This window comes from Aestuariivirga sp., assembly GCF_047602625.1.
In the GTDB taxonomy this organism is placed as follows: Bacteria; Pseudomonadota; Alphaproteobacteria; order Rhizobiales; family Aestuariivirgaceae; genus Aestuariivirga.
The window spans coordinates 1-24345 of sequence record NZ_JASGGV010000001.1 but is presented as its reverse complement, the minus strand read 5'-3'; the positions used below and the strand labels follow the sequence as shown (position 1 = coordinate 24345).

Annotated in this window: 22 protein-coding genes and 4 pseudogenes; 13 read left to right on the top strand and 13 right to left on the bottom strand. The window is 61.9% G+C overall.

The window, feature by feature from the left end:
* Positions 1 to 19: 19 nt before the first annotated feature.
* Positions 20 to 1085, top strand: a pseudogene (locus QM694_RS00130) (phosphotransferase family protein).
* Positions 1082 to 1918 (top strand): patatin-like phospholipase family protein, encoded by an 837-nt coding sequence (locus tag QM694_RS00125; protein ID WP_415004929.1) that lies wholly within the window; start codon positions 1082 to 1084, stop codon positions 1916 to 1918. Before QM694_RS00130 ends, QM694_RS00125 begins: the two are co-directional and overlap by 4 nt.
* Here the strand turns inward: QM694_RS00125 and QM694_RS00120 are convergent.
* Entirely contained in the window at positions 1902 to 2333 is a 432-nt protein-coding gene (locus tag QM694_RS00120; protein ID WP_415005744.1) for a nucleoside deaminase, read from the bottom strand. The genes QM694_RS00125 and QM694_RS00120 overlap by 17 nt on opposite strands.
* A gap of 73 nt (positions 2334 to 2406) precedes the next feature.
* Between QM694_RS00120 and rsmD the strand changes: the two genes are divergently transcribed.
* Complete coding sequence (gene rsmD / locus QM694_RS00115; protein WP_415004928.1) at positions 2407 to 2964, top strand: 16S rRNA (guanine(966)-N(2))-methyltransferase RsmD; 558 nt, start codon at positions 2407 to 2409, stop codon at positions 2962 to 2964.
* A gap of 21 nt (positions 2965 to 2985) precedes the next feature.
* Here the strand turns inward: rsmD and scpA are convergent, their stop codons facing one another.
* The 4 genes and pseudogenes from scpA to QM694_RS00095 all read right to left on the bottom strand — a co-directional run bounded on the left by scpA (position 2986) and on the right by QM694_RS00095 (position 8716).
* Positions 2986 to 5139 (bottom strand): methylmalonyl-CoA mutase, encoded by a 2154-nt coding sequence (scpA, locus tag QM694_RS00110; protein WP_415004927.1) that lies wholly within the window; start codon positions 5137 to 5139, stop codon positions 2986 to 2988.
* Positions 5139 to 5693, bottom strand: coding sequence for a biotin/lipoyl-containing protein (locus tag QM694_RS00105; RefSeq protein ID WP_415005743.1), 555 nt, complete (start codon positions 5691 to 5693; stop codon positions 5139 to 5141). Before QM694_RS00105 ends, scpA begins: the two co-directional genes overlap by 1 nt.
* Positions 5672 to 7157: pseudogene (locus tag QM694_RS00100) on the bottom strand (acetyl/propionyl/methylcrotonyl-CoA carboxylase subunit alpha); the annotation flags it as partial. The gene QM694_RS00105 and the pseudogene QM694_RS00100, both read right to left, overlap by 22 nt.
* 26 nt (positions 7158 to 7183) lie before the next feature.
* Positions 7184 to 8716, bottom strand: coding sequence for an acyl-CoA carboxylase subunit beta (locus tag QM694_RS00095; protein ID WP_415004926.1), 1533 nt, complete (start codon positions 8714 to 8716; stop codon positions 7184 to 7186).
* A 195-nt stretch (positions 8717 to 8911) separates the two neighbouring features.
* On the opposite strand from QM694_RS00095, the gene QM694_RS00090 reads away from it, so the two are divergent.
* Positions 8912 to 9607: a hypothetical protein gene (locus tag QM694_RS00090; protein WP_415004925.1), complete on the top strand. Its 696-nt coding sequence runs from the start codon at positions 8912 to 8914 to the stop codon at positions 9605 to 9607.
* 3 nt (positions 9608 to 9610) lie between these two features.
* Here the strand turns inward: QM694_RS00090 and QM694_RS00085 are convergent, their stop codons facing one another.
* A complete protein-coding gene (locus QM694_RS00085) occupies positions 9611 to 10033 on the bottom strand; it encodes an OsmC family protein (protein ID WP_415004924.1) in 423 nt (140 codons plus the stop codon).
* A 42-nt stretch (positions 10034 to 10075) separates the two neighbouring features.
* A pseudogene (gene puuE / locus QM694_RS00080) lies at positions 10076 to 10975 on the bottom strand (allantoinase PuuE); the annotation flags it as partial.
* Positions 10976 to 11066: 91 nt separating this feature from the next.
* Between puuE and argE the strand changes: the two are divergent.
* Positions 11067 to 12218: an acetylornithine deacetylase gene (gene argE, locus QM694_RS00075; RefSeq protein ID WP_415004923.1), complete on the top strand. Its 1152-nt coding sequence runs from the start codon at positions 11067 to 11069 to the stop codon at positions 12216 to 12218.
* Here argE and QM694_RS00070 read toward each other — a convergent pair.
* Genes QM694_RS00070 through QM694_RS00050 form a run of 5 tightly spaced genes read right to left on the bottom strand, consistent with a single transcriptional unit; the run spans position 12215 to position 16216 of the window.
* Positions 12215 to 12892, bottom strand: coding sequence for a DUF1028 domain-containing protein (locus QM694_RS00070; protein ID WP_415004922.1), 678 nt, complete (start codon positions 12890 to 12892; stop codon positions 12215 to 12217). The genes argE and QM694_RS00070 overlap by 4 nt on opposite strands.
* The gene (locus QM694_RS00065) at positions 12889 to 14073 is read right to left on the bottom strand and encodes an aromatic ring-hydroxylating oxygenase subunit alpha (protein ID WP_415004921.1); all 1185 of its coding nucleotides are present in this window, start codon (positions 14071 to 14073) and stop codon (positions 12889 to 12891) included. Before QM694_RS00065 ends, QM694_RS00070 begins: the two co-directional genes overlap by 4 nt.
* Positions 14074 to 14089: 16 nt before the next feature.
* Entirely contained in the window at positions 14090 to 14506 is a 417-nt protein-coding gene (locus QM694_RS00060; RefSeq protein ID WP_415004920.1) for a RidA family protein, read from the bottom strand.
* A gap of 17 nt (positions 14507 to 14523) precedes the next feature.
* Positions 14524 to 15780, bottom strand: coding sequence for a flavin-containing monooxygenase (locus tag QM694_RS00055; protein ID WP_415004919.1), 1257 nt, complete (start codon positions 15778 to 15780; stop codon positions 14524 to 14526).
* 28 nt (positions 15781 to 15808) lie between these two features.
* Complete coding sequence (locus tag QM694_RS00050) at positions 15809 to 16216, bottom strand: 4-hydroxyphenylacetate 3-hydroxylase C-terminal domain-containing protein (RefSeq protein WP_415004918.1); 408 nt, start codon at positions 16214 to 16216, stop codon at positions 15809 to 15811.
* Between the two features lie 522 nt (positions 16217 to 16738).
* On the opposite strand from QM694_RS00050, the gene QM694_RS00045 reads away from it, so the two are divergent.
* The 6 genes from QM694_RS00045 (at position 16739) to QM694_RS00020 (ending at position 21438) form a co-directional block, all read left to right on the top strand.
* Positions 16739 to 17011, top strand: coding sequence for a hypothetical protein (locus tag QM694_RS00045; protein ID WP_415004917.1), 273 nt, complete (start codon positions 16739 to 16741; stop codon positions 17009 to 17011).
* A 1639-nt stretch (positions 17012 to 18650) separates the two neighbouring features.
* Positions 18651 to 18911, top strand: a complete 261-nt coding sequence (locus tag QM694_RS00040; RefSeq protein ID WP_415004916.1) for a DUF1028 domain-containing protein — start codon at positions 18651 to 18653, stop codon at positions 18909 to 18911.
* 1160 nt (positions 18912 to 20071) lie between these two features.
* Positions 20072 to 20200 (top strand): hypothetical protein, encoded by a 129-nt coding sequence (locus QM694_RS00035; protein WP_415004915.1) that lies wholly within the window; start codon positions 20072 to 20074, stop codon positions 20198 to 20200.
* A gap of 484 nt (positions 20201 to 20684) precedes the next feature.
* Positions 20685 to 20849, top strand: coding sequence for a hypothetical protein (locus QM694_RS00030; RefSeq protein ID WP_415004914.1), 165 nt, complete (start codon positions 20685 to 20687; stop codon positions 20847 to 20849).
* Positions 20850 to 20875: 26 nt separating this feature from the next.
* Positions 20876 to 21031: a hypothetical protein gene (locus tag QM694_RS00025; protein WP_415004913.1), complete on the top strand. Its 156-nt coding sequence runs from the start codon at positions 20876 to 20878 to the stop codon at positions 21029 to 21031.
* Between the two features lie 179 nt (positions 21032 to 21210).
* Complete coding sequence (locus tag QM694_RS00020; RefSeq protein WP_415004912.1) at positions 21211 to 21438, top strand: hypothetical protein; 228 nt, start codon at positions 21211 to 21213, stop codon at positions 21436 to 21438.
* Between the two features lie 96 nt (positions 21439 to 21534).
* Here QM694_RS00020 and QM694_RS00015 read toward each other — a convergent pair whose 3' ends face one another.
* Complete coding sequence (locus QM694_RS00015; protein WP_415004911.1) at positions 21535 to 21975, bottom strand: hypothetical protein; 441 nt, start codon at positions 21973 to 21975, stop codon at positions 21535 to 21537.
* Positions 21976 to 22418: 443 nt separating this feature from the next.
* Between QM694_RS00015 and QM694_RS00010 the strand changes: the two are divergent.
* Together QM694_RS00010 and QM694_RS00005 are read left to right on the top strand one after the other, a co-directional pair.
* Positions 22419 to 23692 (top strand): annotated as a pseudogene (locus tag QM694_RS00010) (carboxyl transferase domain-containing protein).
* A 442-nt stretch (positions 23693 to 24134) separates the two neighbouring features.
* The gene (locus tag QM694_RS00005) at positions 24135 to 24335 is read left to right on the top strand and encodes a hypothetical protein (RefSeq protein ID WP_415004910.1); all 201 of its coding nucleotides are present in this window, start codon (positions 24135 to 24137) and stop codon (positions 24333 to 24335) included.
* The last annotated feature ends 10 nt before the right edge of the window (positions 24336 to 24345 follow it).

Below are 24345 nucleotides of genomic sequence, written 5' to 3'. Positions count from 1 at the left end.
GGCGCTAGACTTTCACCCCATGCCGCTTGACCGCCAGACAGAATTTTCCGGCACTACAGAAGCCGATCTTGCCGTTGCTCCGTTGACGGAGTATCTGGCGCGGGCACTGCCGGGCTTTGCGGGGCCGCTGACCGTCAGCCGCTTCAAGGGCGGGCAATCCAACCCCACCTACAGGCTGGACACATCGGGCCGCGCTTACGTGTTGCGGCGCAAGCCGTTCGGCAACCTGCTGCCTTCGGCGCACGCCATCGAGCGGGAATACCGCATCACATCGGCGCTGCATGCGCAGGGTTTCCCGGTGCCCAAGCCGCATCTCCTCTGCGAAGACGCTTCCGTCATCGGCGCGGTCTTTTATGTGATGGATTTTTCGGAGGGCCGGGTGGTGTGGGAGCCTTATGCGCCGGGCTTTTCTGCGCAAGACCGCGCGGCGCTGTTTGACTCCCTCAACGGCACCATCGCCGCTTTGCATGGCATTGACATCGATGCCGCCGGACTTCGCGGACTTCGGCAAGCCGCAGGGCTATGTGGCGCGGCAGGTGAAGCGCTGGAGCGAGCAATACCGCGCCTCCGAAACCGTGAAAGTTGCCGCCATGGACCGGCTTATGTCGTGGCTGCCGGACGCCTGCCCGAAAGACGGCGCATCAGCCATCGTTCACGGCGATTTCCGCCTCGACAATTGCATCGTTCATGAAAGCGAACCGCGCGTCATCGCCGTGCTGGACTGGGAACTGGCAGCGCTGGGCGATCCCCTGGCCGATTTCACCTATCACCTCATGCAATGGTACATGCCGGTGTCGCAGTCAGGCGCCGGCGTGGGCTCGCTGATCGGCCATCTCGGCGATCCCGGCATTCCGCATGCGGAAGATTATATCGCCGCCTATTGCGCGAGACGGAACCTCCCCGGCATTCCCAACTTCAACATTTACATGGCCTATAATTTCTTCCGCCTTGCCGCCATTTTCCAGGGCATTCTCGGGCGTGTGCGGGATGGCACGGCGGCCAATGCGCAGGCTGCCAGCATGGCCGAACAGGTGGAGCCGCTGGCCGAAACGGCATGGAATTTCGCACGGAAGGCCGGCGCATGAGCGAGCCCCGCATCGGCCTTGCGCTTGGGGGCGGCAGCGCGCGTGGCCTCGCCCATATTCCCATGCTGGAAGTCTTCGACGAGCTGGGCATCAAACCGGCGCGCATGGCCGGGTGCAGCATCGGCGCGGTGATCGGCGCGGCCTATGCGGGCGGCATGAGTGCGAAAGAAATCCGCGCCCGGGCGGAACAGATTCTCAACACCCGCTTCGATGCCATGCGCTATGTCTTCGGCTCGCAGCGCACCAAGATCAGGGACATTCTGGCGCTGAAAGGCTTTGCCTCGCTGCACCTCAACGCCGAGAAGCTGGTCGATCTCGTGCTGCCGCATACGATCCCGCTCCGGATCGAGGAGATGCCCATTCCCTTCTGCGTGGTCGCCACCGATTTCGATGCCAGGCAGGAGCGGGTGTTCACCGAAGGAAGCCTCATCAAGGCGGTGGCCGCCTCGATCGCCATTCCCGGCGTGATCCTTGGACCCACTTTCGATGGCCGCGTCTATGTGGATGGCGGCTGCACCAATCCCGTGCCCTTCGACCATGTGCGCGAAGGCAGCGATGTGATTGTCGCCATTGACGTGACAGGCAAGCCGCAGCCCCCTGCCCGCCGCCACCACACCAACCGCGAACTGGCGCTCGGCTCGCTCCTCATCATGTTCCACCAGGTGGCGATGCTCAGGCATGAGGCCAATCCGCCCGACATCTATATCGAGCCGGCGACGGAAGCCTTCCGTGCCGGTGATTTCTTCCGCCTGCAGGAAGTGCTTGAAGCCGCCCAGCCCGCCAAGGAAGAGTTGAAGCGCAGGCTGGATGCCCTGTTCAGCGCCGGTGCCTGAAGAATTCCGTCAGAAGATCGCGCGCGCGCTGTTCGCCGAAGCCGCCATAGACTTCCGGCGCGTGATGGCAGGTCGATTGCGTGAAGAAGCGGGGGCCGTGCTCCACACCGCCCATCTTGGGGTCTGACGCGCCGAAATAAAGCCGCCTGATACGCGCGAAAGAAATCGCCGCCGCGCACATGGCGCAGGGCTCCAGCGTGACATAGAGATCGCAAGCCGTGAGCCGTTCGGAATTGAGGAGATTGGCGGCGGCGCGGATGACCAGCATCTCGGCATGGGCCGTCGGGTCCTGCAGTTCCAGCGTGCGGTTTCCGGCTTTCGCGAGAATTTTCCCCGACTGATCGGCGATCACCGCGCCCACCGGCACTTCGCCACGGAGGGCTGAGGCTTCGGCTTCGGCAAAGGCCTGCAACATCTGGTCTGGCGGTTTGAGGATCATCGTGCCAGATGAGGCAAACAGCAGCATCAGGTCAAGCCGGGGAAACGCCATGCGCATCGTGGGCGGAACGTTCAAGGGCCGCACATTGGCAGCACCATCCGATCAATCGACGCGCCCCACCTCCGACCGGGTGCGCGAGGCGATGTTCAATATTCTTAGCCATGGCATCGACGGCCTCACGCCCGACGGGGCGCGGGTGATGGACCTGTTCGCGGGCACGGGGGCTTTGGGCCTCGAAGCCCTCTCACGCGGGGCGCGCTTCTGCCAGTTCGTGGATGAGGGCACGGAGGCGCGCGGCCTCGTCCGCCGCAATGCCGATGCGCTGGGCGTGATCGGGCAGGTGAAGATCTGGCGGCGTGATGCCACCAAGCTCGGCCCCTGCGCGCCGCAGACGCCCTTCGATCTGGTATTCTGCGATCCGCCCTATGGCAAGGGGCTGGGCGAAGGCGCGCTGGCTTCGCTTGTGGAAGGCCAGTGGCTGAGTTCTGGCGCGGTGGTGGTGCTGGAGGAAAAGGCGGATGCGCAGGTTTCCGATGTGGCGGGGCTTACGCTCATCGATACGCGCATCTACGGCGACACGCAGGTGCGGTTCTACCGTGCAGATTAGGCTTCTGTCCGGGCGGAATGGCTAGCCAGCGCGGAACACATTGCCGCGCTTTCCTTCGGCGAGATCGAGGATGGCGCGGGCCGCATCGAGCACATTGGTGCCGGGACCGAAGATGGCGGACACGCCATGCTGCATCAGGAAATCATAATCCTTGCGCGGGATGACGCCGCCGCACACCACGGCGATGTGCCCGGCGCCTTTTTCCTTCAGCCTGGCAATCAGCTCGGGCAGCAGCGTCTTGTGGCCGGCCGCGAGGGAAGAGACGCCGATGATATCGACGTGCCGGGCGATCGCAAGGTCGGCTGCCTCTTCCGGTGTCTGAAACAGGGGACCGGCGATCACATCAAAGCCCATGTCGCCGAACGCCGAGGCGATCACCTTGGCGCCGCGATCATGGCCATCCTGGCCCAGCTTGGCGACGAGGATGCGCGGGCTTTTTCCGGCACGGGCGATATGCGCCTGAAGCCTGTCGACCAGCGTCTGAAACTCCGGATCGCCGGCGCTGGCGGGGCCATAAATATCCGAAACGACTTCGGGCGTGGCTTTGTGGTCGCCGAAGGACTGGCGCAGGGCATCGGAGATTTCGCCAACCGTCGCGCGGGCGCGGGCCGCAACGATGGCGGAGGCCAACAGGTTTCCCTCACCGTTGCGCGCCACCTCTTTCAATCCTTCAAGCGCCGCAGCGCAGACCTCGGGATTTCGCGACCGCCGGGTGGCCTCAAGCCGCCTGACCTGCGCGTCCCTGACCGCACGATTGTCGATGTCGAGCGTTTCGATCTCGGCTTCTTCTTCCAGCCGGTATTTGTTCACGCCGACGATCACCTCCTCGCCGCGGTCTATGGCGGCCTGACGCCGCGCCGCCGCCTCTTCGATCAACCGTTTGGGCAATCCCTTATCAATAGCCCTGGTCATGCCGCCGAGCGCCTCGATCTCTTCGATGAGCGCCCAGGCGTCTGCGGCAAGCGAGGCGGTGAGGCTTTCGACGTAGTAGGAGCCGGCCAGCGGATCCACGACCTTCGTGACGCCCGTTTCATGCTGAAGGATCAACTGCGTGTTGCGGGCGATGCGGGCGGAAAACTCCGTGGGCAGAGCAATCGCCTCGTCAAAAGAATTGGTGTGGAGGGACTGGGTTCCGCCGAGCACGGCCGACAGCGCTTCATAGGCGGTGCGGACGATGTTGTTGTAAGGGTCCTGTTCCTGCAGGGAGACGCCCGATGTCTGGCAATGGGTGCGCAGCATCAGGGATGAATCCTTCTTCGGATTGAATTCGCCCATGATGCGCGACCAGAGAAGGCGCGCCGCCCGCAGCTTGGCGGATTCCATGAAGAAGTTCATGCCGATGGCAAAGAAAAACGAAAGCCGCCCGGCGAACTCATCGACATCCAATCCCTTGCGAAGCGCGGCCCGCACATATTCGCGGCCATCGGCAAGCGTGAAGGCCAGTTCCTGCACCAGCGTCGCTCCGGCCTCCTGCATGTGATAGCCGGAAATGGAAATGGAGTTGAAGCGGGGCATCTCCTTCGCGGTATATTCGATGATGTCCGCGACAATCCGCATCGAGGCTTCGGGCGGGTAGATATAGGTGTTGCGGACCATGAACTCCTTCAGAATGTCATTCTGAATCGTGCCGGAAAGATCGGCTGGCGATGCGCCCTGCTCCTCTCCCGCCACGATGAAGCTGGCGAGAATGGGGATGACGGCGCCATTCATCGTCATGGACACGGACATGTCCTTGAGCGGAATTTTGTCGAAGAGGATTTTCATGTCCTCGACGGAATCGATGGCCACACCCGCCTTGCCGACATCGCCGGTGACGCGCGGATGGTCGCTGTCATAGCCGCGATGGGTGGCGAGATCGAAGGCGACGGAGAGGCCTTTCTGCCCAGCCTCGAGGGCCTTGCGATAGAAGGCGTTGGACTCTTCCGCCGTCGAGAAGCCTGCATATTGGCGGATCGTCCATGGCCGCCCAGCATACATGGTGGCGCGGGGGCCGCGCGTGAAGGGCGGAAAGCCGGGCAGCGAGTCCAGATGGGTGAGGCCTTGCAGATCCTGTCCGGTATAGAGCAGCTTGATGGCAATGCCTTCCGGCGTTTGCCAGAGCAATGTTTCCGCGGGCGCCTTGATCTCACGCGCCGCGGCCTTTTCCCAATCCGCAACCGAGGGCTTGCCCGCCATTACGCAAACTCCATGATAACCTCATCGACGGCCAGTGACTGGCCCGCGGATGCCTTGACCGCTTTCACAGCGCCCTTGCGCTCCGCCTTCAGGACGTTTTCCATTTTCATGGCCTCGACCGTGGCGAGCGGCTGGCCCGCTTCCACCACATCGCCCGCCTTCACCATCACCTGCGTGATGATGCCGGGCATGGGGCACAGCAACTGCTTGGACGTATCAGCCACTTTCTTGACGGGCATGAAAGCCGAGAGTTCGAAGACCCGCGGCGTCATCACCATGATGGTTCTGTCAATGCCGCGCCAGCGCAACCGCCATCCCGTTGACATCTTCGCAATCTTGATGCCGAGCGCCTCGCCATCGACGGCAAAACGGCCATGCGGCATGCCCGGCGTCCATTCCGACGCGATGTCATGGGACACGCCATCGCCGAAAGATACCTTCACTGTGCTTCCAGCGCGCGTGGCCGTGAGAGGGAGCGTTTCATTTCCCGCAACGGCAACATAGTCAGAACCGATCTTGCGGGTGTGATTGGCAAGGGTGCCGGAGATTTGCACCTTGCGCTCCTCATCGGCGAGATGCGCGAAGACTGCCACCGCGGCCAGCAGCCGCGCCTGCTGCGGGTCCGGTTCCACGCCGTGAAACCCATCCGGCCATTCCTCGGCAATAAAGGCCGTGGTGATGTTACCGGACTGGAATCGCGGATGCGCCATGACGGCGGAGAGGAACGGCAGATTGTTGCCAACGCCCTCGACTTCGAAATCATCAAGGGCCGACGCCATCGCCGCGATGGCTTTCCGGCGGGCGGGTGATCCCTGCCCCGGCGCCCATGCGCAGAGCTTGGCAATCATCGGATCATAATACATCGAAATCTCGCCGCCTTCGTAGACGCCGGTGTCGTTGCGGAGAATTGTGCCGTCGTCCTGCGCGCCTTCGGCAGGCGGACGGTATCTCGTGAGACGCCCGATCGAGGGGAGGAAATTCCGGTAAGGGTCTTCAGCATAAAGCCTGCTCTCCACCGCCCAACCGTTCAGCCTGATGTCCGGTTGCGCGAAGGACAGTTTCTCTCCCGCAGCGACACGGATCATCTGTTCAACCAGATCGAGGCCGGTGATCAGCTCCGTCACCGGATGCTCGACCTGCAGGCGCGTGTTCATCTCCAGGAAATAGAAGTTGCGCTGGCCATCGACGATGAACTCCACCGTGCCTGCAGAGCAATAGCCAACGGCCTTGGCGAGGGCGACCGCCTGCTCGCCCATCGCCTTTCGCGTGGCGTCATCAAGAAAAGGGGATGGCGCTTCTTCCACGACTTTCTGATTGCGGCGCTGGATCGAGCATTCGCGCTCGCCGAGATAGACCACGTTGCCATGTTTATCGCCCAGCACCTGAATTTCGATGTGACGCGGCTGATCCACGAATTTCTCGATGAAAATGCGGTCGTCGCCGAAGCTCGCCTTCGCTTCGTTGCGGGAAGACTGAAAACCCTCGCGCGCTTCCGCCTCGTTCCAGGCAATGCGCATGCCCTTGCCGCCGCCGCCCGCCGATGCCTTGATCATCACGGGATAGCCGACGCTGTTGGATATCCGCACGGCTTCTTTGGCATCGGCAATCAGGCCCATGTAGCCGGGCACGGTTGACACGCCCGCTTCGGCGGCGATTTTCTTAGAGGTGATCTTGTCGCCCATCGCTTCGATGGCCTTCACGGGCGGGCCGATGAACGTCACGCCTTCCTGCTCCAGCCTGGCCGCGAAGGCGCGGTTCTCGGACAAGAACCCATATCCGGGATGGACGGCATCAGCGCCCGTGGCGCGGATGGCCGAGACGATATTGTCGATGACGAGATAGGACTGGGCGGACGGAGACGGGCCGATATAAACAGCCTCGTCCGCCATCTTGACGTGCATGGCGTCCCGGTCGGCATCGGCATAGACGGCAACCGTCTTGATGCCGAGCCGCCGCGCGGTGCGGATGACGCGGCAGGCGATTTCGCCGCGGTTGGCAATGAGGATTTTGGAGAACATCGGGACGTCCGTTGTGAGGCGATGGATCAGAGCGGAATGGTATCGTGCTTGCGCCACAAGCTGCTTTCGGACTTGCTGCGCAACATGGCGAAGGAGCGGGCGATGCGGCGGCGAGACGCATGCGGCATGATCACTTCGTCAATGAAGCCGCGCTCGGCGGCGACGAAGGGATTGGCAAAGCGGTCCTCATATTCCTTCGTGCGCGCGGCAATTTTTCCGGAATCGTTCAGATCCGAGCGGTAGAGTATTTCCGTCGCGCCCTTGGCGCCCATCACGGCGATCTCGGCCGTGGGCCAGGCGTAATTGACATCCGCGCCGATATGCTTTGACGCCATGACGTCATAAGCGCCGCCATAGGCCTTGCGGGTGATCAGCGTAACCATCGGCACGGTGGCCTGGCTATAGGCAAACAGCAGCTTGGCGCCGTGCTTGATGATGCCATTATATTCCTGCGCGACGCCGGGCAGAAACCCCGGCACATCAACCAGCGTCAGGATGGGGATGCTGAAGGCATCGCAGAAGCGCACGAATTTCGCGGCCTTGCGCGAGGAGTCAATGTCGAGGCAACCGGCCAGCACCATGGGCTGATTGGCGACCACGCCGATCGTCTGCCCCTCCATACGGATGAAGCCGGTGAGAATGTTGCGCGCAAACGCCTCAGAGATTTCAAAAAAATCACCCTCGTCCGCGATGGCGAGGATTAGTTCGCGCATATCGTAGGGCTTGGTTGCGCTGTCCGGGATCAAGGTATCAAGGCGCTCGTCGATGCGGGCCGGGTCATCGAAGAAGGGCCGCACCGGCGGCTTCTCGCGATTGTTCAGCGGCAGGAAATCAAACAGGTCACGGATGCGAAGCAGCGCCTCGATGTCATTGTCGAAAGCTCCATCGGCGACCGAGGACTTGCTGCAATGGGTCTTGGCGCCGCCCAGATCTTCCGCCGACACGATTTCATTGGTGACGGTCTTCACCACATCAGGCCCGGTGACGAACATGTAGGAGGAATCCCGCACCATGAAGATGAAGTCCGTCATGGCGGGCGAATAAACGGCCCCTCCCGCGCATGGCCCCATGATGACGGATATTTGCGGGATGACGCCCGACACCTCGGCATTGCGGCGGAAAACTTCCGCATAGCCCGCCAGCGAGGCGACGCCTTCCTGGATGCGGGCCCCGCCTGAATCATTCAGGCCGATCACCGGCGCGCCGTTGCGCGCCGCCATATCCATGATCTTGCAGATTTTCTGGGCATGGGTTTCCGACAGGGATCCGCCGAGAACCGTGAAATCCTGCGAGAACACGTAGACGAGACGCCCGTTGATGGTGCCCCAGCCGGTCACCACGCCGTCTCCCGGGACATGGTTTTTGGCCATGCCGAAGTCCGTGCAGCGGTGCATCACATACATGTCGTATTCTTCAAACGACCCCTGATCGAGGAGCACATCCAGCCGTTCGCGCGCGGTGAGCTTTCCCTTGGCATGCTGGGCGCCGATGCGCGCCTCGCCGCCACCCATCCGCGCCGCACTGCGCCGCATTTCAAGCTGTTCGCGTATTTCGCGCATTCCGTCTCCCATCCGGCATGATGACAACCCTACTCCAATTCCTTCCGGTAAACCAAATCCCGCGGCCAAAATGCCAAACTCTCCCTGTCTGGACAACACGGGAGCAACCCGGCAAATGTTGAAACCGGCCAGATTCGGCACACTCCGGAATTGCACGTGACGCCAGGCGCTAACCCTTCCCGCAAAGACGGTTCCTTGAAAAAGCCGCAGGTGAGCACCCGGACGATTTTCCGGGCGATCCTGCACATCGGAACACCGCGCACGGGCGCGGCCAGCCTGCAGCGCTACCTGACCCGTGAGCGGCAACTGCTGCGCTCTGAAAACCTGGCGTTCTGCCGGGGGCTGGACGGCAAGGGCAATTTCAAGGCGCTGTTTCACGCTTCGCTTTCGCCATTCCGCCGGACGCTTGTGCATGAAAAACAGAACTGGCTGGAGCGGCTGTTTCAAACCGGGCGCCTGCGCCGCCACATCATGCGATACCGGGGCCGCCACCGCAGTTCGACAGTGATTTTTTCCTGCGACCTGCTGTCCCTGCTGCGCCAGCGGGATGAGGTCTTGCGCCTCAAGCGCCTGTTTCCGCCCGGAACGGAATTCACCATCGTCTTGTGCCTGCGTGAACCCGCCGATTATCTGGACGCCAGCGCCCGCCATTTTGACCTGCAGCGGGTGCCGAGAGGCCAGCAGCCAAATCTTTCCACCTATGTCGAATCCGATTCATGGCTCGCCGACTATGACGCCATCATCAAAACCTACAGCCTGATCAGTCCGGACATCCGGGTGATCGACTATGACCGTGACGCCGCGCATGGAAATGCGATCGTTTCGGCATTTTTCCGCACCATTGGCGTGACGCGCGCCGTCGAAGACGAACGCGGCGGCGAACCTGCCTGACGGTCAGGCGCCGTCTTCCTCGACCGTCCAGCCATGTTCGATCTTCGCCGTCTTGCCGAACATGATCGAGGCCGAGCAATATTTTTCGGCCGAGAGATTGATGGCGCGCTCCACGGCGGCGGGTTTCAGGTTTTTTCCCTTCAGCGCATAGTTGATCTTCACGTGGGTGAAGACTTTCGGGTCTTCCGCCGCACGTTCGGCCTCCAGCGTGATGTCGCAGGCCGTGACCTTCTCGCGGGACTTTTCAAGGATATGCACAACGTCGAAGGCGGTGCAGCCGCCGAGGCCCAGGAGCAGCATTTCCATTGGCCGCACACCAATATTGCGCCCGCCTGACTCCGGCGCGCCATCCATCACCACCGCGTGGCCCGATCCCGACTCGCCCACGAAGGCGCGCCCATCCAGCCATTGAACCCGTGCTTTCATCATCGTCTCCCGAAAATTCTCACGCCTTCTAGCCGCCTAGAAGGTGGCGTGCCAGTGGCGCGCGATGTCGATGCGGCGGGGAATCCACACATTGGGCTTCGACTGCACGTAATCGATGAATTTTGCGAGGCCCGGCGCGCGGCCCGGCCTGCCGATCAGACGGCAATGGAGGCCCACCGACATCATCTTCGGCGATCCACGCCTGCCTTCCTCATAGAGGCAATCGAAACTGTCCTTGAGATACTGGTAAAAATGTTCGCCGGTGTTGAAGCCCTGCGGCGTGGCGAAGCGCATGTCGTTGGCGTCGAGCGTATAGGGAATGACGAGGTGGCGGCCGCCATCAGCCTTCTTCAGCCAATAGGGAAGGTCATCGGAATAGTCGTCGGAGGAATAGAGGAAGCCGCCCTCCTCCATCACCAGCCTCGTGGTGTTCATGGAGCAGCGGCCGGTATACCAGCCGAGCGGACGCTCGCCCGTCACCTGCTCATGCAGGCGGATTGCTTCGGCGATCTGCCGCCGCTCCTCCTCTTCCGGCATATCCTTGTGCTCCACCCATTTGAGGCCATGGCTGGCGATTTCCCAGCCCGCCTCCCTCATCGCCGCGACCTGATCCGGCGAGCGCATGAGGGCGGTGGCCACACCATAGATGGTGAGTGGGACGCGGCGCTCGGTGAACATGCGCCAGAGACGCCAGAAGCCGGCGCGGGCGCCATATTCATAAATCGATTCCATGTTCCAGTGGCGCTGGCCAACCCAGGCCTGTGCGCCAACGATCTCCGACAGAAAGGCTTCGGACGCCTGATCGCCATGGAGGATATTGTTCTCGCCGCCCTCCTCATAGTTCAGCACGAACTGCACGGCCACATGGGCCCCGCCCGGCCATCTGGGATTGGGGATCGCGCGGCCGTAGCCTTTCATGTCGCGGGGATAGACGTCTGCCATATTGCCCTCTTTCGTGCGGGTGAAGATGCGCCGGAACAGCGCGTGGCAGCAAGCTCTTTGACATTTCGGGGAGCGCGTGAGATGCAAAATCATGTCCGCTTCCCTCGATCTGCTTCACACCCTCACGGCGTTTCCAACCGTCAGCCGCGACAGCAATCTCGATCTGATCGCCTATGTGCGCGACTACCTCGGGAAACTCGGCATCACGTCGATGCTGGCGCCGAGCGAGGATGGGCGGAAGGCGAACCTGTGGGCTACCATCGGGCCTGCCGATACGCCGGGGATCGTGCTGTCCGGGCACACCGACGTGGTGCCGGTGGAGGGGCAGGCGTGGTCAACCGACCCATTCACGCTGACCGCCCGCGATGGGAATCTCTACGGGCGCGGCAGCGCTGACATGAAGGGCTTCATCGCCTGCTGCCTCGCCATGGCACCCCAAGCGGTGAAGGCGAAGCTCAAGACGCCCATCCATTTCGCCTTTTCCTATGACGAGGAAATCGGCTGCGTGGGCGTGCGGCGGCTGCTGGACCTGCTGAAGGACGCACCGGTGAAGCCGCGCCTGTGCATCGTGGGCGAGCCGACGATGATGCAGGCCGTGACGGCGCACAAGGGCAAGCTGGGCTTCCGCGTTACAGCCTTCGGACTTGAGGCGCATTCGAGCCTCGCGCCCATCGGCGTCAACGCGATTTACATGGCGGCGGACTTGATCGGCGCCATCCGCGCGATCCAGAAAGATATTGCTGAGCATGGCGTTCGCGACGGCGACTATGAGGTGGCCTTTACGACGCTGCATGTGGGCAAGATGCAGGGCGGCGAGGTGATGAACATCGTGCCCAACCGCGCCAGCTTCGACTTTGAAATCCGCTATCTGCCGGAGGACGACGAGGGGGCGATCGTGGCCCGCATCCGGGCGGCGGCCGAAAAGATCGCTGAAACATACAGGCCGGTCTATCCCGACGCCCGCTTCAGCTTCGCGGAATTGCAGAGCTATCCGGCCATGAATACGCCAGTGGACAGCGAGGCGGTGAAATTCGTCCATGCTCTCACGGGCGGCAATTCCACCGGCAAGATCACTTTCGGAACCGAGGGTGGCCTGTTCCAGAAGGCGCTGGGCACGCCGGCTGTGGTTTGCGGCCCCGGCAACATCGCCGTGGCGCACAAGCCCGATGAATATGTGAGCGAGGCGCAGATGGCCCAGTGCGACCGGATGATGGCGCGGCTGGTGGAGAAGCTCTCGGCCTAAGGGTCGCCGGGCACGCCGTAGCTTGGCGCTTGCGTGGGATCGACGGCGCGCTGGAGATAGGCGCCCATCTGCGGCTTGTAGTCCTCCCACAATTTCCTCAGTACACGGATGGGATCGTTGTCGTCCCAGTCGACGCGCAGGCTGACGAGGGGAAATTTCTGTTCGTGATGGACGATGAGCGCGGCGGAATGAACAGGGCCTTCCTCGCCGCCCGACGCAAGCCCCGCCTCAAGTGAGCGCAGCAAGCGCTCGGCCAGATGCTGATCGGCATTCGCCGCGAAAGCGTCCGTCATCACTTTTGGGAGTGCTGAAGATTTCAGAAGATTGCCGGCGCCCACGCAATCCTTCTGTTCCGAAACGCCATGGGTGCCGAGGATGTGCTTTCCCGACCATGAGGCGGAATTGCCGTTGCGGTCCACCGCCGTCAACTGGCGATATTCGATGTGCGGGCGGTCCCTGATTATCGAGTCAATTGAATCCCTTGCGCTCAATCCCTGTTCCATCAGATCAAGAAGCATTGGCCCAAGGTTTGGATCGGTGACATTCTGCGTGGCGACGGCGCCCGCACCCGCGCGCGCATAGGGGCAGCGCGCGCCAACCGCGATGGATGAGGTGGTGATGGCAACGCCGAAGGCACCCGATTTGGCGCAGCGACCGGCAATCGAAAACGTCATTCCGCAGCAATCCTTTTTTCTGACACGGCAGGCCCATTGAGTTTCTTGTCGAGATAGCGCGCGAAGTCATGGATCTCGCGCTCAAGCCAGCTCAGGGGACCGCGCGAGGCGAGCGGCGCCTTCGAGCCCTTGAAGATTCCCTCCACCACGAACTTGTCTTCGGCATTCACGCGGTCGAAGAAATCGACGAGCTCCTTCACCCATTGATCGCGGGTTTCGCCCAGCGCCTCATGAACTTCGGGCGCCAACGCCACGCCAAAGCGCACATGCACCTGCCCCACGCCCTTCGGCCTCAGCGAGAGATACCAGAGATGATCCGGGGCCAGCACATACATGTGGGTGGGGAACACGGTGGGAAGGATCGAGGTATAGCGCCATTTGCCTTCCAGCCGCGTATTGCTCTCATGCGCGCGGCCATAGGTGGCGTTCTCGTCCTTGGTGAAGGTCTGGTAGGTGAAGGCGTCGAAGACCTCGTCCGGGAACTCCGTGTCCTCCACGGGGAACCAGGCACCCACCGTCGCCTTGTGGGCGACCGGCAGGTGATAGCCTTCCATGAAGTTCTCGTTCAGCAGCTTCCAGTTGGTGTCCCAGACATGATCCTGATGGACGACGGGGATATAGCCCGCCATGTCATAGCGTTCGACGACCGGCAGAAGCCCTTGCAGTAGCTCCGCCACGGATGGCGCATCGGGATTGAGCGTGACATAGACCCAGCCCTGCCAGATTTCGGTGCGCAGTTCCGGCAGGCGGAACTGCTTTTTATCAAAGGCGGGATCACGGCCGCCCATATGGCCCGCGCCGATCACCTTGCCTTCAGTGTCGTAAGTCCAGGCGTGATAGGGGCAGACCATCTTGTTGCCGCAGGAGCCACGGCCCTCCACCAGCGGCATCATGCGGTGCAGGCAGACATTGGAGAAGCTGCGGATGACGCCATCCCTGCCCCGCAATGTCAGGACGGGCTGATCGCCGATCGAGAAGGTGATGTAGTCGCCGGGTTTGGGCAGATCAGCAGCAAGGCCCGGACAGACCCAATCCTTGCTGAAGATGCGTTCCATCTCCAGCGCTTCAACGTCCCGGGAGCGATACAGCAGCGGCGGGATGGTGTCCGCGGCGCTGAAAGGCGATTGGGCAACGGCATGAAGGCCGCGCAGGGCCTCATCCACCTCACGCGAGCGTTCCATGCCGATTTCTCCCTGATCAATCCGGAATGACAGCCGTTGCCTCGATTTCCACAACCCATTCAGGACGCGCCAGCGCGGTGATCACGAGGCCCGTCGAACAGGGAAACACGCCCTTCAGCCATTTGCCCATCTCGCGATAGACATCCTGCCGGTAACGCACGTCGGTGAGATAGACGACGATGCGGCAGATATGGTCCATGTTGCCGCCCGCCTCTTCCATCAGCATCTTGATGTTGGCCATGGTCTTGGCCGTCTGCTGGGTGGCGTCACCCACATGCAGGGACTCGCGGGTGTCGAGATCCTGCGAAACCTGGCCGCGCAGGAACACCATGGTGCCCTTCGCCACCACGCCCTGGCAGAGATCATTGTCAAGCTTCTGTTCGGGGTAGGTGTCCTTGGTGTTGAAGGGGCGGATGCGCTTGTGTGCGGTCATGTCTGTCTCCAATCGATTCAATGTTGCGGGCCGCGATAGGCCATGTAGCCGCGCTGGATGGCGATCTGGTCGGCGAGATATTTGGCATCGTGCCAGACGCCCCAGATGAAGCTCGAGCCCCGGCGCGACAGCCAGGGAAGCCCCAGAAAATAGATACCGGGTTCGGTGGAGACGCCTCGCTGATGCTTCGGCTTGCCCTTGGCGTCGAAGGTATCCACCTTCAACCATCCGTAGTCGGAGGAAAAGCCGGTGGCCCAGATGATGGTGGCGATGCCGGCCTTCTTCAGGTCAAGCGACAGGATGGGATCGGTCATGCATTGGGGCGCGGGGCCGATCTTGTGGGCTTCCGGCTCCTCCGGCAGATCGAGGCCGTTACGGGCGATGAAGGCGTCCGCCTCGCGCAACACGGAAAGATAATTGGCATCGCCTTCTTCCACGTTGCGGGCCAGATCGGGCGCGAAGTGCATCGCGCCATCCCTGCAGCTCTGGGTGCGGCCCACCAGCATCATGCCCTGTGCGGCGAGCTTGCGGAAATCCACGGTCTTGCCGCCGTCCGCGCCGCTCACCGCAATGGTCACATGCTCCTTGCCTTCGGCGGGCGTGGTCATGTCCCACTTGCCCAAAACGCCCAGCCACCAGACGAAATCACGGCCGCGATAGCTTCTCGGTGGGCGGTCATGCGGGCCGACCGAGAGATAGACTTTCCGCCCGGCTTTCAACAGTTCCTCGGCGATCTGCGCGCCGGACGAGCCCGCGCCCACCACCAGCACGGCACCTTCCGGCAATTGCGCGGGGTTGCGATAGGCTGTCGAATGCATCTGCAGCACGCCAGCGCTTTCCGGCACGATGGGCGGAATGATGGGTTTCTGAAACGCGCCCGTGGCGGCGACGACGAATTTTGCGTCAATCGGGCCTTTGGAGGTTTCGACGCGGAAGCCACGGCTTCCTTCGTTTTTGTGAACCGATGTCACGTCCACGCCGGTGCGGACCGGCAATTTGTCCCGCTTCGCAAAATCAGCAAACGCGTCGGCGATCTTTTCCTTCGGAACGAATTCATCGGGGCCGAAGCCCGGGAATTCAAGGCCGGGATAGGTGTCGTGCCACACCGGGCCATTGGCGACGAGGCCATCCCAGCGTTCGGAGCGCCAGCGCTCGGCGATGCGGCTCCGTTCCAGCACGATATGGGGAATGCCCGCCTTCGTGAGATGGGCGCTCATCGCCAGCCCGGCCTGGCCCGCGCCCACCACGAGAACGTCGGTTGATTCAGTGGTCATCTTCAAAAACTATTCCGCCGCCTGTTTCTCACGCCCCAGATGTTATCAGAAAAAAATGCCCGGCCTTCTGCGCGAATTTCAGGGTGCTGTTCCAGTCAAAGGTGCGGTAGACCGCCGCAGACTGCGCGAAGGGCGGCGACTGGGCGAAAAGCTGGAAGGTCAGCCGGTGGCCGGCATAGTCGGAGTTCAGGAGATCGCGCGCCAGCGCCAGCGGCTCCGGCGGTCTACCGCACCTTTGACTGGAACAGCACCCTGAAATTCGCGCAGAAGGCCGGCAATCTCTCTGATAACATCTGGGGCGTAAGCAGGCGGCGGAATAGTTTTGAAGATCACGCTGAATCAACCGACATTTCAGCGAGGTGGGCGCGGGCCAGGCCGGGCTGGCGATGAGCGCCCATCTCACGAAGGCCAGGCCGGGCTGGCGATGAGCGCCCATCTCACGAAGGCGGGCATTCCCCATATCGTGCTGGAACGGAGCCGCATCGCCGAGCGCTGGCGCTCCGAACGCTGGATGGCCTCGTAGTTGGATGGTGTGGCACGACACCTATCCCGGCCTTGAATTCCCGGGCTCCGCCCCGATGAATTCGTTCCGAAGGAAAAGATCGCCGACGCGTTTGTGATTTTGCGAAGCGGCGTTAGATCCCCGTGGACGTGACATCAGTTCACAAAAACGAAGGAAAGTGGCTTCCGCGGTAAATCTCCAAAGGCCGGATTGACCTTCGGAGACCCATTTTTCGCCCATCGTGCCGGAAAGCGCTGGCGTGCTGGGAAAGTCGACAGCCTATCGCAACCCCGCGCAATTGCCGGAAGGTGCCGTGCTGGTGGTGGGCGCGGCCGCTGCAGATCGCCGAGGAACTGTTGAAAGCCGGGCGGAAAGTGTATCTCTGGGGTCGGCCCGCGTGACCGCCCACCGAGAAGCTATCAGCGGCCGTGATTTCGTCTGTTGGCAAGTTGGGACATGACCACGCCCGCCCAAGGCAAGGAGCATGTGACCGCTGTGAGCGGCGCGGACGGGCGGAAAAAGTTCGTGTCCCAGCAACTCGGCCGCACGGGCATGATGCTGGTGGGCCGCACCCAGGATGACGCGATGTCCTGCGCACCCGATCTGGCCCGCAACGTGGAAGAAGCAGGCGATGCCAAGCCCGTGTTGCGCGAGGCGGACGCCTTCATCGCCCGTAACGGCCTCGCTGCGGAAGCCCGCCGAGATACCGGCCCCGCGCCCAATGCATGACCGATCCCATCCTGTGAAGAAGCAGGCATCGCCTCGTCTGGGCCAGCGTCCTCCGACTACGGATGGTTGAAGGTCGATATTCAGCGAGGCGTCTCCACCGAACCCGGGCTATTTTCTGGGGCTTCCCTGGCTGTCACGCCCCGGGGCTCAAAGTCGGACCATCTGGCACGATGCCAAATATCTCGCCGACCAGATCGCCATGCAGCACGGCTGCATGGCCTATGAGCTCGGCCCCGCAAGCGTCAAATCGATTGGAGACGGATTTGACCGCACACAAGCGCATCCGCCCTTTTCGCCAAGGGGTACCTACCCCGAACAGAAGCGGCATGCGTCCGGGCGTGGTGGCAAAGGGCGCCGTGTTGCCTGCGCGGTTTCGCAGACGGCCCATGTGGTGTAGTTAGCCACCCAGCAGACAGCAAGACCATGGCCAACATCAAGATGCTGAGGACGAGGCGGGCGGCAACATCGACCATGTGCTCCACATCAGTCGTCTCACCGACGTGCGTTACCGGCAGGATGTCTATCGCGAGATGGCAAATCAGCTGAAGCACATGTTCACGGGCCTTTGAGTTGATCACCGCGCTGGGCGCCGTGCCTGAATGGGTTGTGGAAATAAAGACAACGGCTGTCATTCCGGATTGATCAGGGAGAAATCGGCATGAAGCCTCCACGTGAGGTGGATGAGGCCCTGCGCGGCCTTCATGCCGTTGCCCAATCGCCTTTCAGCAGGCGGACACCATCCCGCTGCTGTTGGAAGCACTGGAGATGGAACGCATCAGCAAGGATTGGGTCTGTCCCAGGGGTTGTGATGTCAAACCCCAGTCGGCCGTTCGTGCGGGGCAGGGATGGCGTCATCCGCAGCTTCTCCAATGTCTGCCTGCACCTGGTGGAGGGCCGCTCCTGCGGCAAGCATGCCTGTCCACGCCTGGACTTACGACGCTGAAGGCAAGGTGAGGCCGTGATCCGCCTTTGATAAAGCAGTTCGCCCTGCCGGAACTCCACACCGAAAATGTGAGAGGCTGGGTCTATGTCACGCTCAATCCCGATGCGGTCCGTTGGCGCGGCTGCTGCAAGGGCTTCTGCCGGTCGTCGAACGCTATGACATGGCGGGCTGTGTCCGTGATGATGTCTGGGACACCAACTGGAAGCTGCTGAACGAGAACTTCATGGAAGGCTATCACCTGCGGTATCCTGGTTTCCGTGGAGGACACGAGTCCCCGGACGAGGTCTTCGACGCCTTCACCTACCGGACACCACCAAGGACGAGAACGCCACCTATGGCCGCGCGCATGAGAGCAATACGTGAGGCAAATGGCGCTATACCTGGATCCTTCCCACCGTGTTCCCCGCCCACATGTATATGTGGCCCCCGGATCATCTCTGGTATCTCTCGCTGAGGCCGAAGGGCGTGGTGCATGTGCGCTTTGGCGTGGCGTTGAGCACGACATGACAAACTCGCGAACGTCTTCGACCGCGTGAATGCCAAACAAGTTCGTGGTGGAGGAGTCCAAGGGCTCAAATATACACTGCGCGGTCCCCTGAGCTGGCTTAACGCGAGATCCATGACTTCGCGCGCTATCTCGACAAGAAACTCGGATCGGGCAGGTCCGTGTCGATTGCTGCGGAATGACGTTTTCGATTGCCGGTCGCTGCCCAAATCGGGTGCTTCGGCGTTGCCGTCGCCACCTCATCCATCGCGGTTGGCGCGCGCTGCCCGTATGCGCGCGCGGTACCGTCGCCACGCGGATTCACCGATCCAAACCTTGGGCCAATGCTTCTTGATCTGATGGAACAGGGATTGAGCGCAAGGGAATATGGGACCGCCGCATCCGAACGCCAGTTGGGCGGGCGCGGTGGACCGCAACGGCAATTGTCGTGGGTTCGGGAAAGCACGTCCTAGGCGTTTCGGAACAGAAGGATTGCGTGGCGCCGGCAATCTTCTGAAATCTTCAGCACTCCCAAAAGTGATGACGGATTTCGCGGCGAATGCCGATCAGTGCTGCCGCTGGTCATTGACGGGGGCGGAGCCTGTTTCTCCCGCACGCTCATCGTCCATCACGAAATTTCCCCTCGTAGGCACCGTCAACTGGGGAAAGCAGACGATTCCCATCCGTGTACTGAGGGAATGAGGAAGCTACAAGCCGCAGATGGCGCCCTATCTCCAGCGCGCATCGAAGATCCACGCAAGCGCCAAGCTACGGCGTGCCCGCGACCTGCGGCTCCCTCCACCAGCCGCGCCGTCCGTTTGCGCCTGGCTCACATATTCATCGGGCTTGTGCGCGGCGGCGATGCTCCGGGCCACGAGAAGGTGCCCGTCTGGAACAGGCCACCCTCGGTTCCCGAAAGTAGTCTGCGGTCCGCCCGTGAGAGCATGCGACGAATTTCACCGCCTCGCTGTCCACTGGCGTATTCATGGCCGGATAGCTCTGCAATTCCGCGAAGCTGAAGCAGCATGGGATAGACCGGCCTGTATGTTTCAGCGATCTTTTCGGCCGCGGAATACGGCCGCCTCCGTCGTCCTCCCGCAGGATGGCGGAAAGTCGAAGCTGGCGCGGTTCACGCGATGCTTCATCACCTCACCCCTGCATCTGCCCACATGCAGCGTCGTAAAGGCCACCTCATCGTCGCCGTCGCGAACGCGATGCTGACCCTGGATCGCGCGGATGGCGCCGATGGACAATCGCGTTGACGCCGATGAGCACGAGACCGAATGCGCCGAGTCCGAAGGCTGTAACGCGGAAGCCCAGCTTGCCCTTGTGCACCGTGGCAGCCGTCGTCGTCGGCTCGCCCACCAGGCGCGGCTTCACCGGTGCGTCCTTCAGCAGGTCCAGCAGCCGCCGGCACGCCCACCAGCAGCGTCCTCGTCATAGGAAAAGGCAAATGGATGGGCGTCTTGAGCTTCGCCTCCGCGGGGTTGCGGCAGCAGGCGATCGAAGCCCTTCATGTCACTGCAGCACGCCCGTAAACCCCATCGCGGGCGGTAGAGTGAATGGGTCGGTTGACCACGCCTGCACCACGTCGGTGTGCCCGGACGGCGATCCCCGGGTATCGGCAGGCCCGATGGTAGCCCACAGGTTCGCCTTCCCGCCGTCCTCGCTCGGCGCCAGCATCGACGTGATGCCGGAGTTTCCCGAGGTAGTCGCGCACATAGGCGATCAGATCGAGATTGCTGTCGCCGTGAGGGTGTGAAGCAGATCGAGGGAAGCGGACATGATTTTGCGTCTCACGCGCCGAAATGTCAAAGAGCTGCTGCCACGCGCTGTTCCAGCCACATGCTTGGCCGCGAAAGAGGGCAATATGGCAGACGTTGTCCCGCGACATGAAAGCTGGCCACGCGATCCCCAAATCCCCATGGCCGGGCGGGGCCCTGTGGCCGTAGGGGTCGTTGCTGAACTATGAGGAGGGCGGCGAGAACAATATCCTCCATCGCGATCGGCCCCGAGCCTTTCTGTCGGAATCGTGGCGCACGGCCTGGGTTGGCCAGCACAGCTGGAACATGAAATCGATTTATGAAATTAGGCGCCCACGCAGGTTCTGGCGGCCCACCCGAGCCGCCGCGTCCACTCCACCATCTATGGTGTGGCCACGGCCTATGCGCTCGCCGGATCAGGTCGCCGCGATGGGAGGCGGGCTGGGAAATCGCCAGCCATGGCCTCAAATGGGTGGAGGGGAGATGCCGGAAGAGGAGGAGCGGCGGCAGGAATCGCCGACGATCCGCCTGCATGAGCAGGTGACGGGCGAGCGTCCGCTCAGGCTGGTCTACCGGCCGCTGCTCATGAACACCACGAGGCTGGTGATGGAGGAGGGCGGCTTCCTCTCCTCCGAGCTAGTTCGATGACCTTCCCTATTGGCTGAAGAAGGCTGATGGCGGCCGCCACCTCGTCATTTCCCTATACGCTCAACGCCAACGACATGCGCTTCGCCACGCCGCAGGGCTTCAACACCGGCGAACATTTACCAGTATCTCAAGGACCGTTTTCGATTGCCTCCTATGAGGAAGGCAGGATCGCCGAAGAGTGAGGTGTCGGTGGGCCTCCATTGCCGTTGAATCGGCACCACCCGGCCGCGCGCCGGGCCTCCGCAAAATTCGGTTAGCCGTGCAGTGGAATCCCAATGTGTGGATTCCCCGCCGCATCGACATCACGCGCCACTGGCACGCCACCTTCTAGGCGGCTAGGAGCGTGAGCCGGGAGACGATCATGAAAGCACGGGTTCAATGGCTGGATGGGCGCAGGTTTCGTGGCGGAGTGCGGATCGGGCCACGCGGTGGTGATGGATGGCGCGCCCTGCAGGCGGGCGCAATATTGGTGTGCGGCCAATGGAAATGCTGCTGCCTGACCTGCAACTGTTCACCGCCAGGGTCGACGTTGTATATCGTCCGCGAGAAGGTCACGGCCTGCGACATCACGCTGGAGGCGGAAGCGTGACAACCCGAAGCCTTCAGCCCACGTGAAGCCGACTGTCCGCTGAAGGGAAAAACGGAGCGCGCCATCAATCTCTCGGCCGAAAACATTGCTCCTCGATCATGTTCGGCAAGACGGCGAAGATCGAACATGGCTGGACGGTCGAGGAAGACGGCGCCTGACCGTCAGGCAGGTTCGCCGCCACGTTCGTCGACGGCGCGCATCACCAATCCCCAAAACGATCGCATTTCCATGCGCCACGGTCACGGTCATGGGTCTCGATCGCCGGATGTCCGGACTGATCAGGCTGTAGGTTTTGATGATGGCGTCATCATCGGCAAGCCATAAATGAATGTGACAGATCAGTGGGAAAGATTTGGCTGCTGCGTCGGCACCGTAGGTCAAAATCGGCGCTGGCGCTGCCGTAAATAGGCAGCCCGACGCAGGCACAAGACGATGGTGAACGATTTCAGGGCGGAACAGGCGCTTCGAGGCGCAAGACCTCATCCGCTGGCGCAGCAGGGACGCAGGTCGCAGGAAAAAATAGCTGTCGAACTGCATGGGCGGCCCCGGTATCGCATGATGTGGCGGCGCGGCGCCCGTGAAACAGCCGCTCCACCAGTCTTTTCATGCACAAGCGTCCGGCGGAAATAGCAAAGCAAAGCGGCTGAAACAGCGCCTTGAAATTGCCCCTTGTAGTCCCAGGACCGGCAGCGCAGGGTTTTAGCGCAGCGTCACGGGTCAGGTAGCGTCTCAGGCTGGGCCGCGCCCGTGCGCGGTGTTCCGATGTGCAGGATCGCCCGGAAAATCGTGGTGCTCACCTGCAGTTTTGAGGAACCGTATTTTGCGGAAGCCTAACTCACCGTAGCGGTAGCGCCAGTTTGGAGCTTGCCGGGTTGCTCCCGTGTTGTCCAGACAGGAGGAGTTTTGGTACCGGAATTGGAGTAGGGTTGTCATCATGCCGGATGGGAAAACGCAATGCGCCAAATACACGAACACCTTGAATGCGGCGCAGTGCGGCGCGGATGGGTGGCGGCCGCCGTGCCAAAGGGAAAGCTCACCGCGCGCGAAGTGCTCCTGGATCAGGGGTCGTTTGAACACGGACATCATGTGATGCACCGCTGCACGGACTCGTGTTCCCGGGGGCGCGTGGTGAAGCGGCTGGGGCCACCATCAACGGGCGTCTCGTCTACGTGTTCTCGGCGGGACCTCGCGGTCCCTCGGAAACCCATGCCCAGAAAAATGTGCAAGATCATGGATATGGCGGCGCGCAACGGCGCGCCGGTCAATGGCCTGAAAATCGTGGCGGGGCCCGCGTCCAGGAAGGCGTCGCCTCGCTGGCGGAAATGCGGAAGTTTTCCGCCGCAATGCCAGAGGGTGCTCAGCAAACACGATCCCGCAAATATCCGTCATCATGGGCGGCACGGGAGGGGCACTTTATTGGCCGTGACGGACTCATCTTCATGGTGCAGGAATTCCTCCTACATGTTGGTAACCGGCCTGATATGGTGAAGAACCATCACCAAATGATTGTCGGCGAAGTCCGTTGAGCAAGTCCTCGGTTCGCCGATGGAGTGGCGCTGCTTCGCATCCGTGACCTGTTTGATTTCCTGCCGCTGAACAATCGCGAGAAGCTACAGTAGCCCTACTTTGTGACCGGCCCGCATCGACGACGGCCTTGATACCTTGATCCCCGGACACGCAACGCAAGCCTACCGATTATGCGCGAACTAATCCTCGCCGTCGCGGAGCTGAAATCTCTGACGAGGCGTTTGCGCGCAACATTCTCACCGGCTTCCATCGTTATGGAGGGGCAGACGATCACAGTAGTAGCCAATCAGGCATGGTGCTGGCCGCTGCCTGACTCCTCGCGCAAGGCAAATTCGGTACGCCTTCAGCATCCCCATGTGACGCTGGTTGATGTGCGGGATTTGTTAACAACATCAAGCGCGCGCCGGAGCTGCTGCTTGCCTATAGCCAGGCCACCGTGCCGATGGTTACACTGATCACCCGTTATGGCGGCGCTTATGACGTCATGGCGTCAAAGCATATCGGCGCGGATGTCGATTACACCGTTGACGATCGCCGTGATGGCGCCAAGGGCGCGAAACCGATCGAACGGTCCGGCGCGCGATATGGGACCGCTTTCGTCGCCGCCGAGCGCGGCTCCATTGACGAAGTGATCATGCCGCATGCGTCTCGCCGCCGCATCGCCCCCGCTCCTTCGCCATGTTGCGCAGCGGGCTTGTGGCGCAAGCACGATACCATTCCGCTCTGATCCATCGCCTCACAACGGACCGTCCCGATGTTCTCCAAAATCCTCATTGCCAAGCGCGGCGATCACGGCGTCATCCCGCAGCCGCGCGGCGGCTCGGCGTCAAGACGGTTGCCGTCTATGCCGATGCCGACCGGTATGTGGCGGACGAGCTTGTGGCCGTGCCCGTGCCGCCGGGTCCGTTATCTCGTCATCGACAATATCGTCTCGGCCATCCGCGCCACGGGCGCTCGTCCATCCGGATATGGGTTCTTGTCCGAGAACCGCGCCACTCCTCATCGGCCAGGTGAAGGCCATCGAAGCGATGGGGGCAGCCTAAGAAAATCGCGAACGGGCGTCCAACCGTGCCCAGACATGGGCCTGATTGCCGATGCCAAAGAAGCCGTGCGGATGTCCAACAGCGTCGGTTATCCAGATGAGATCAAGGCATCGGCAGGACGGCGGAATGCGCATTGCCTGGAACGAGGCGGAGCGCGCGGAGGAGTCCGTCTTCCCGCAACGAAGCGAAACATTCGGCGACGACCGCATTTTCATGCAGCATCACATCGAAATTCAGGTGCTGGGCGATAAACATGGCAACATGGTCTATCTCGGCGAGCGCGAATGCTCGATGAGGTGCTGTTCAGATTATCGTGTTTCCCTGTAACTTAGCAATA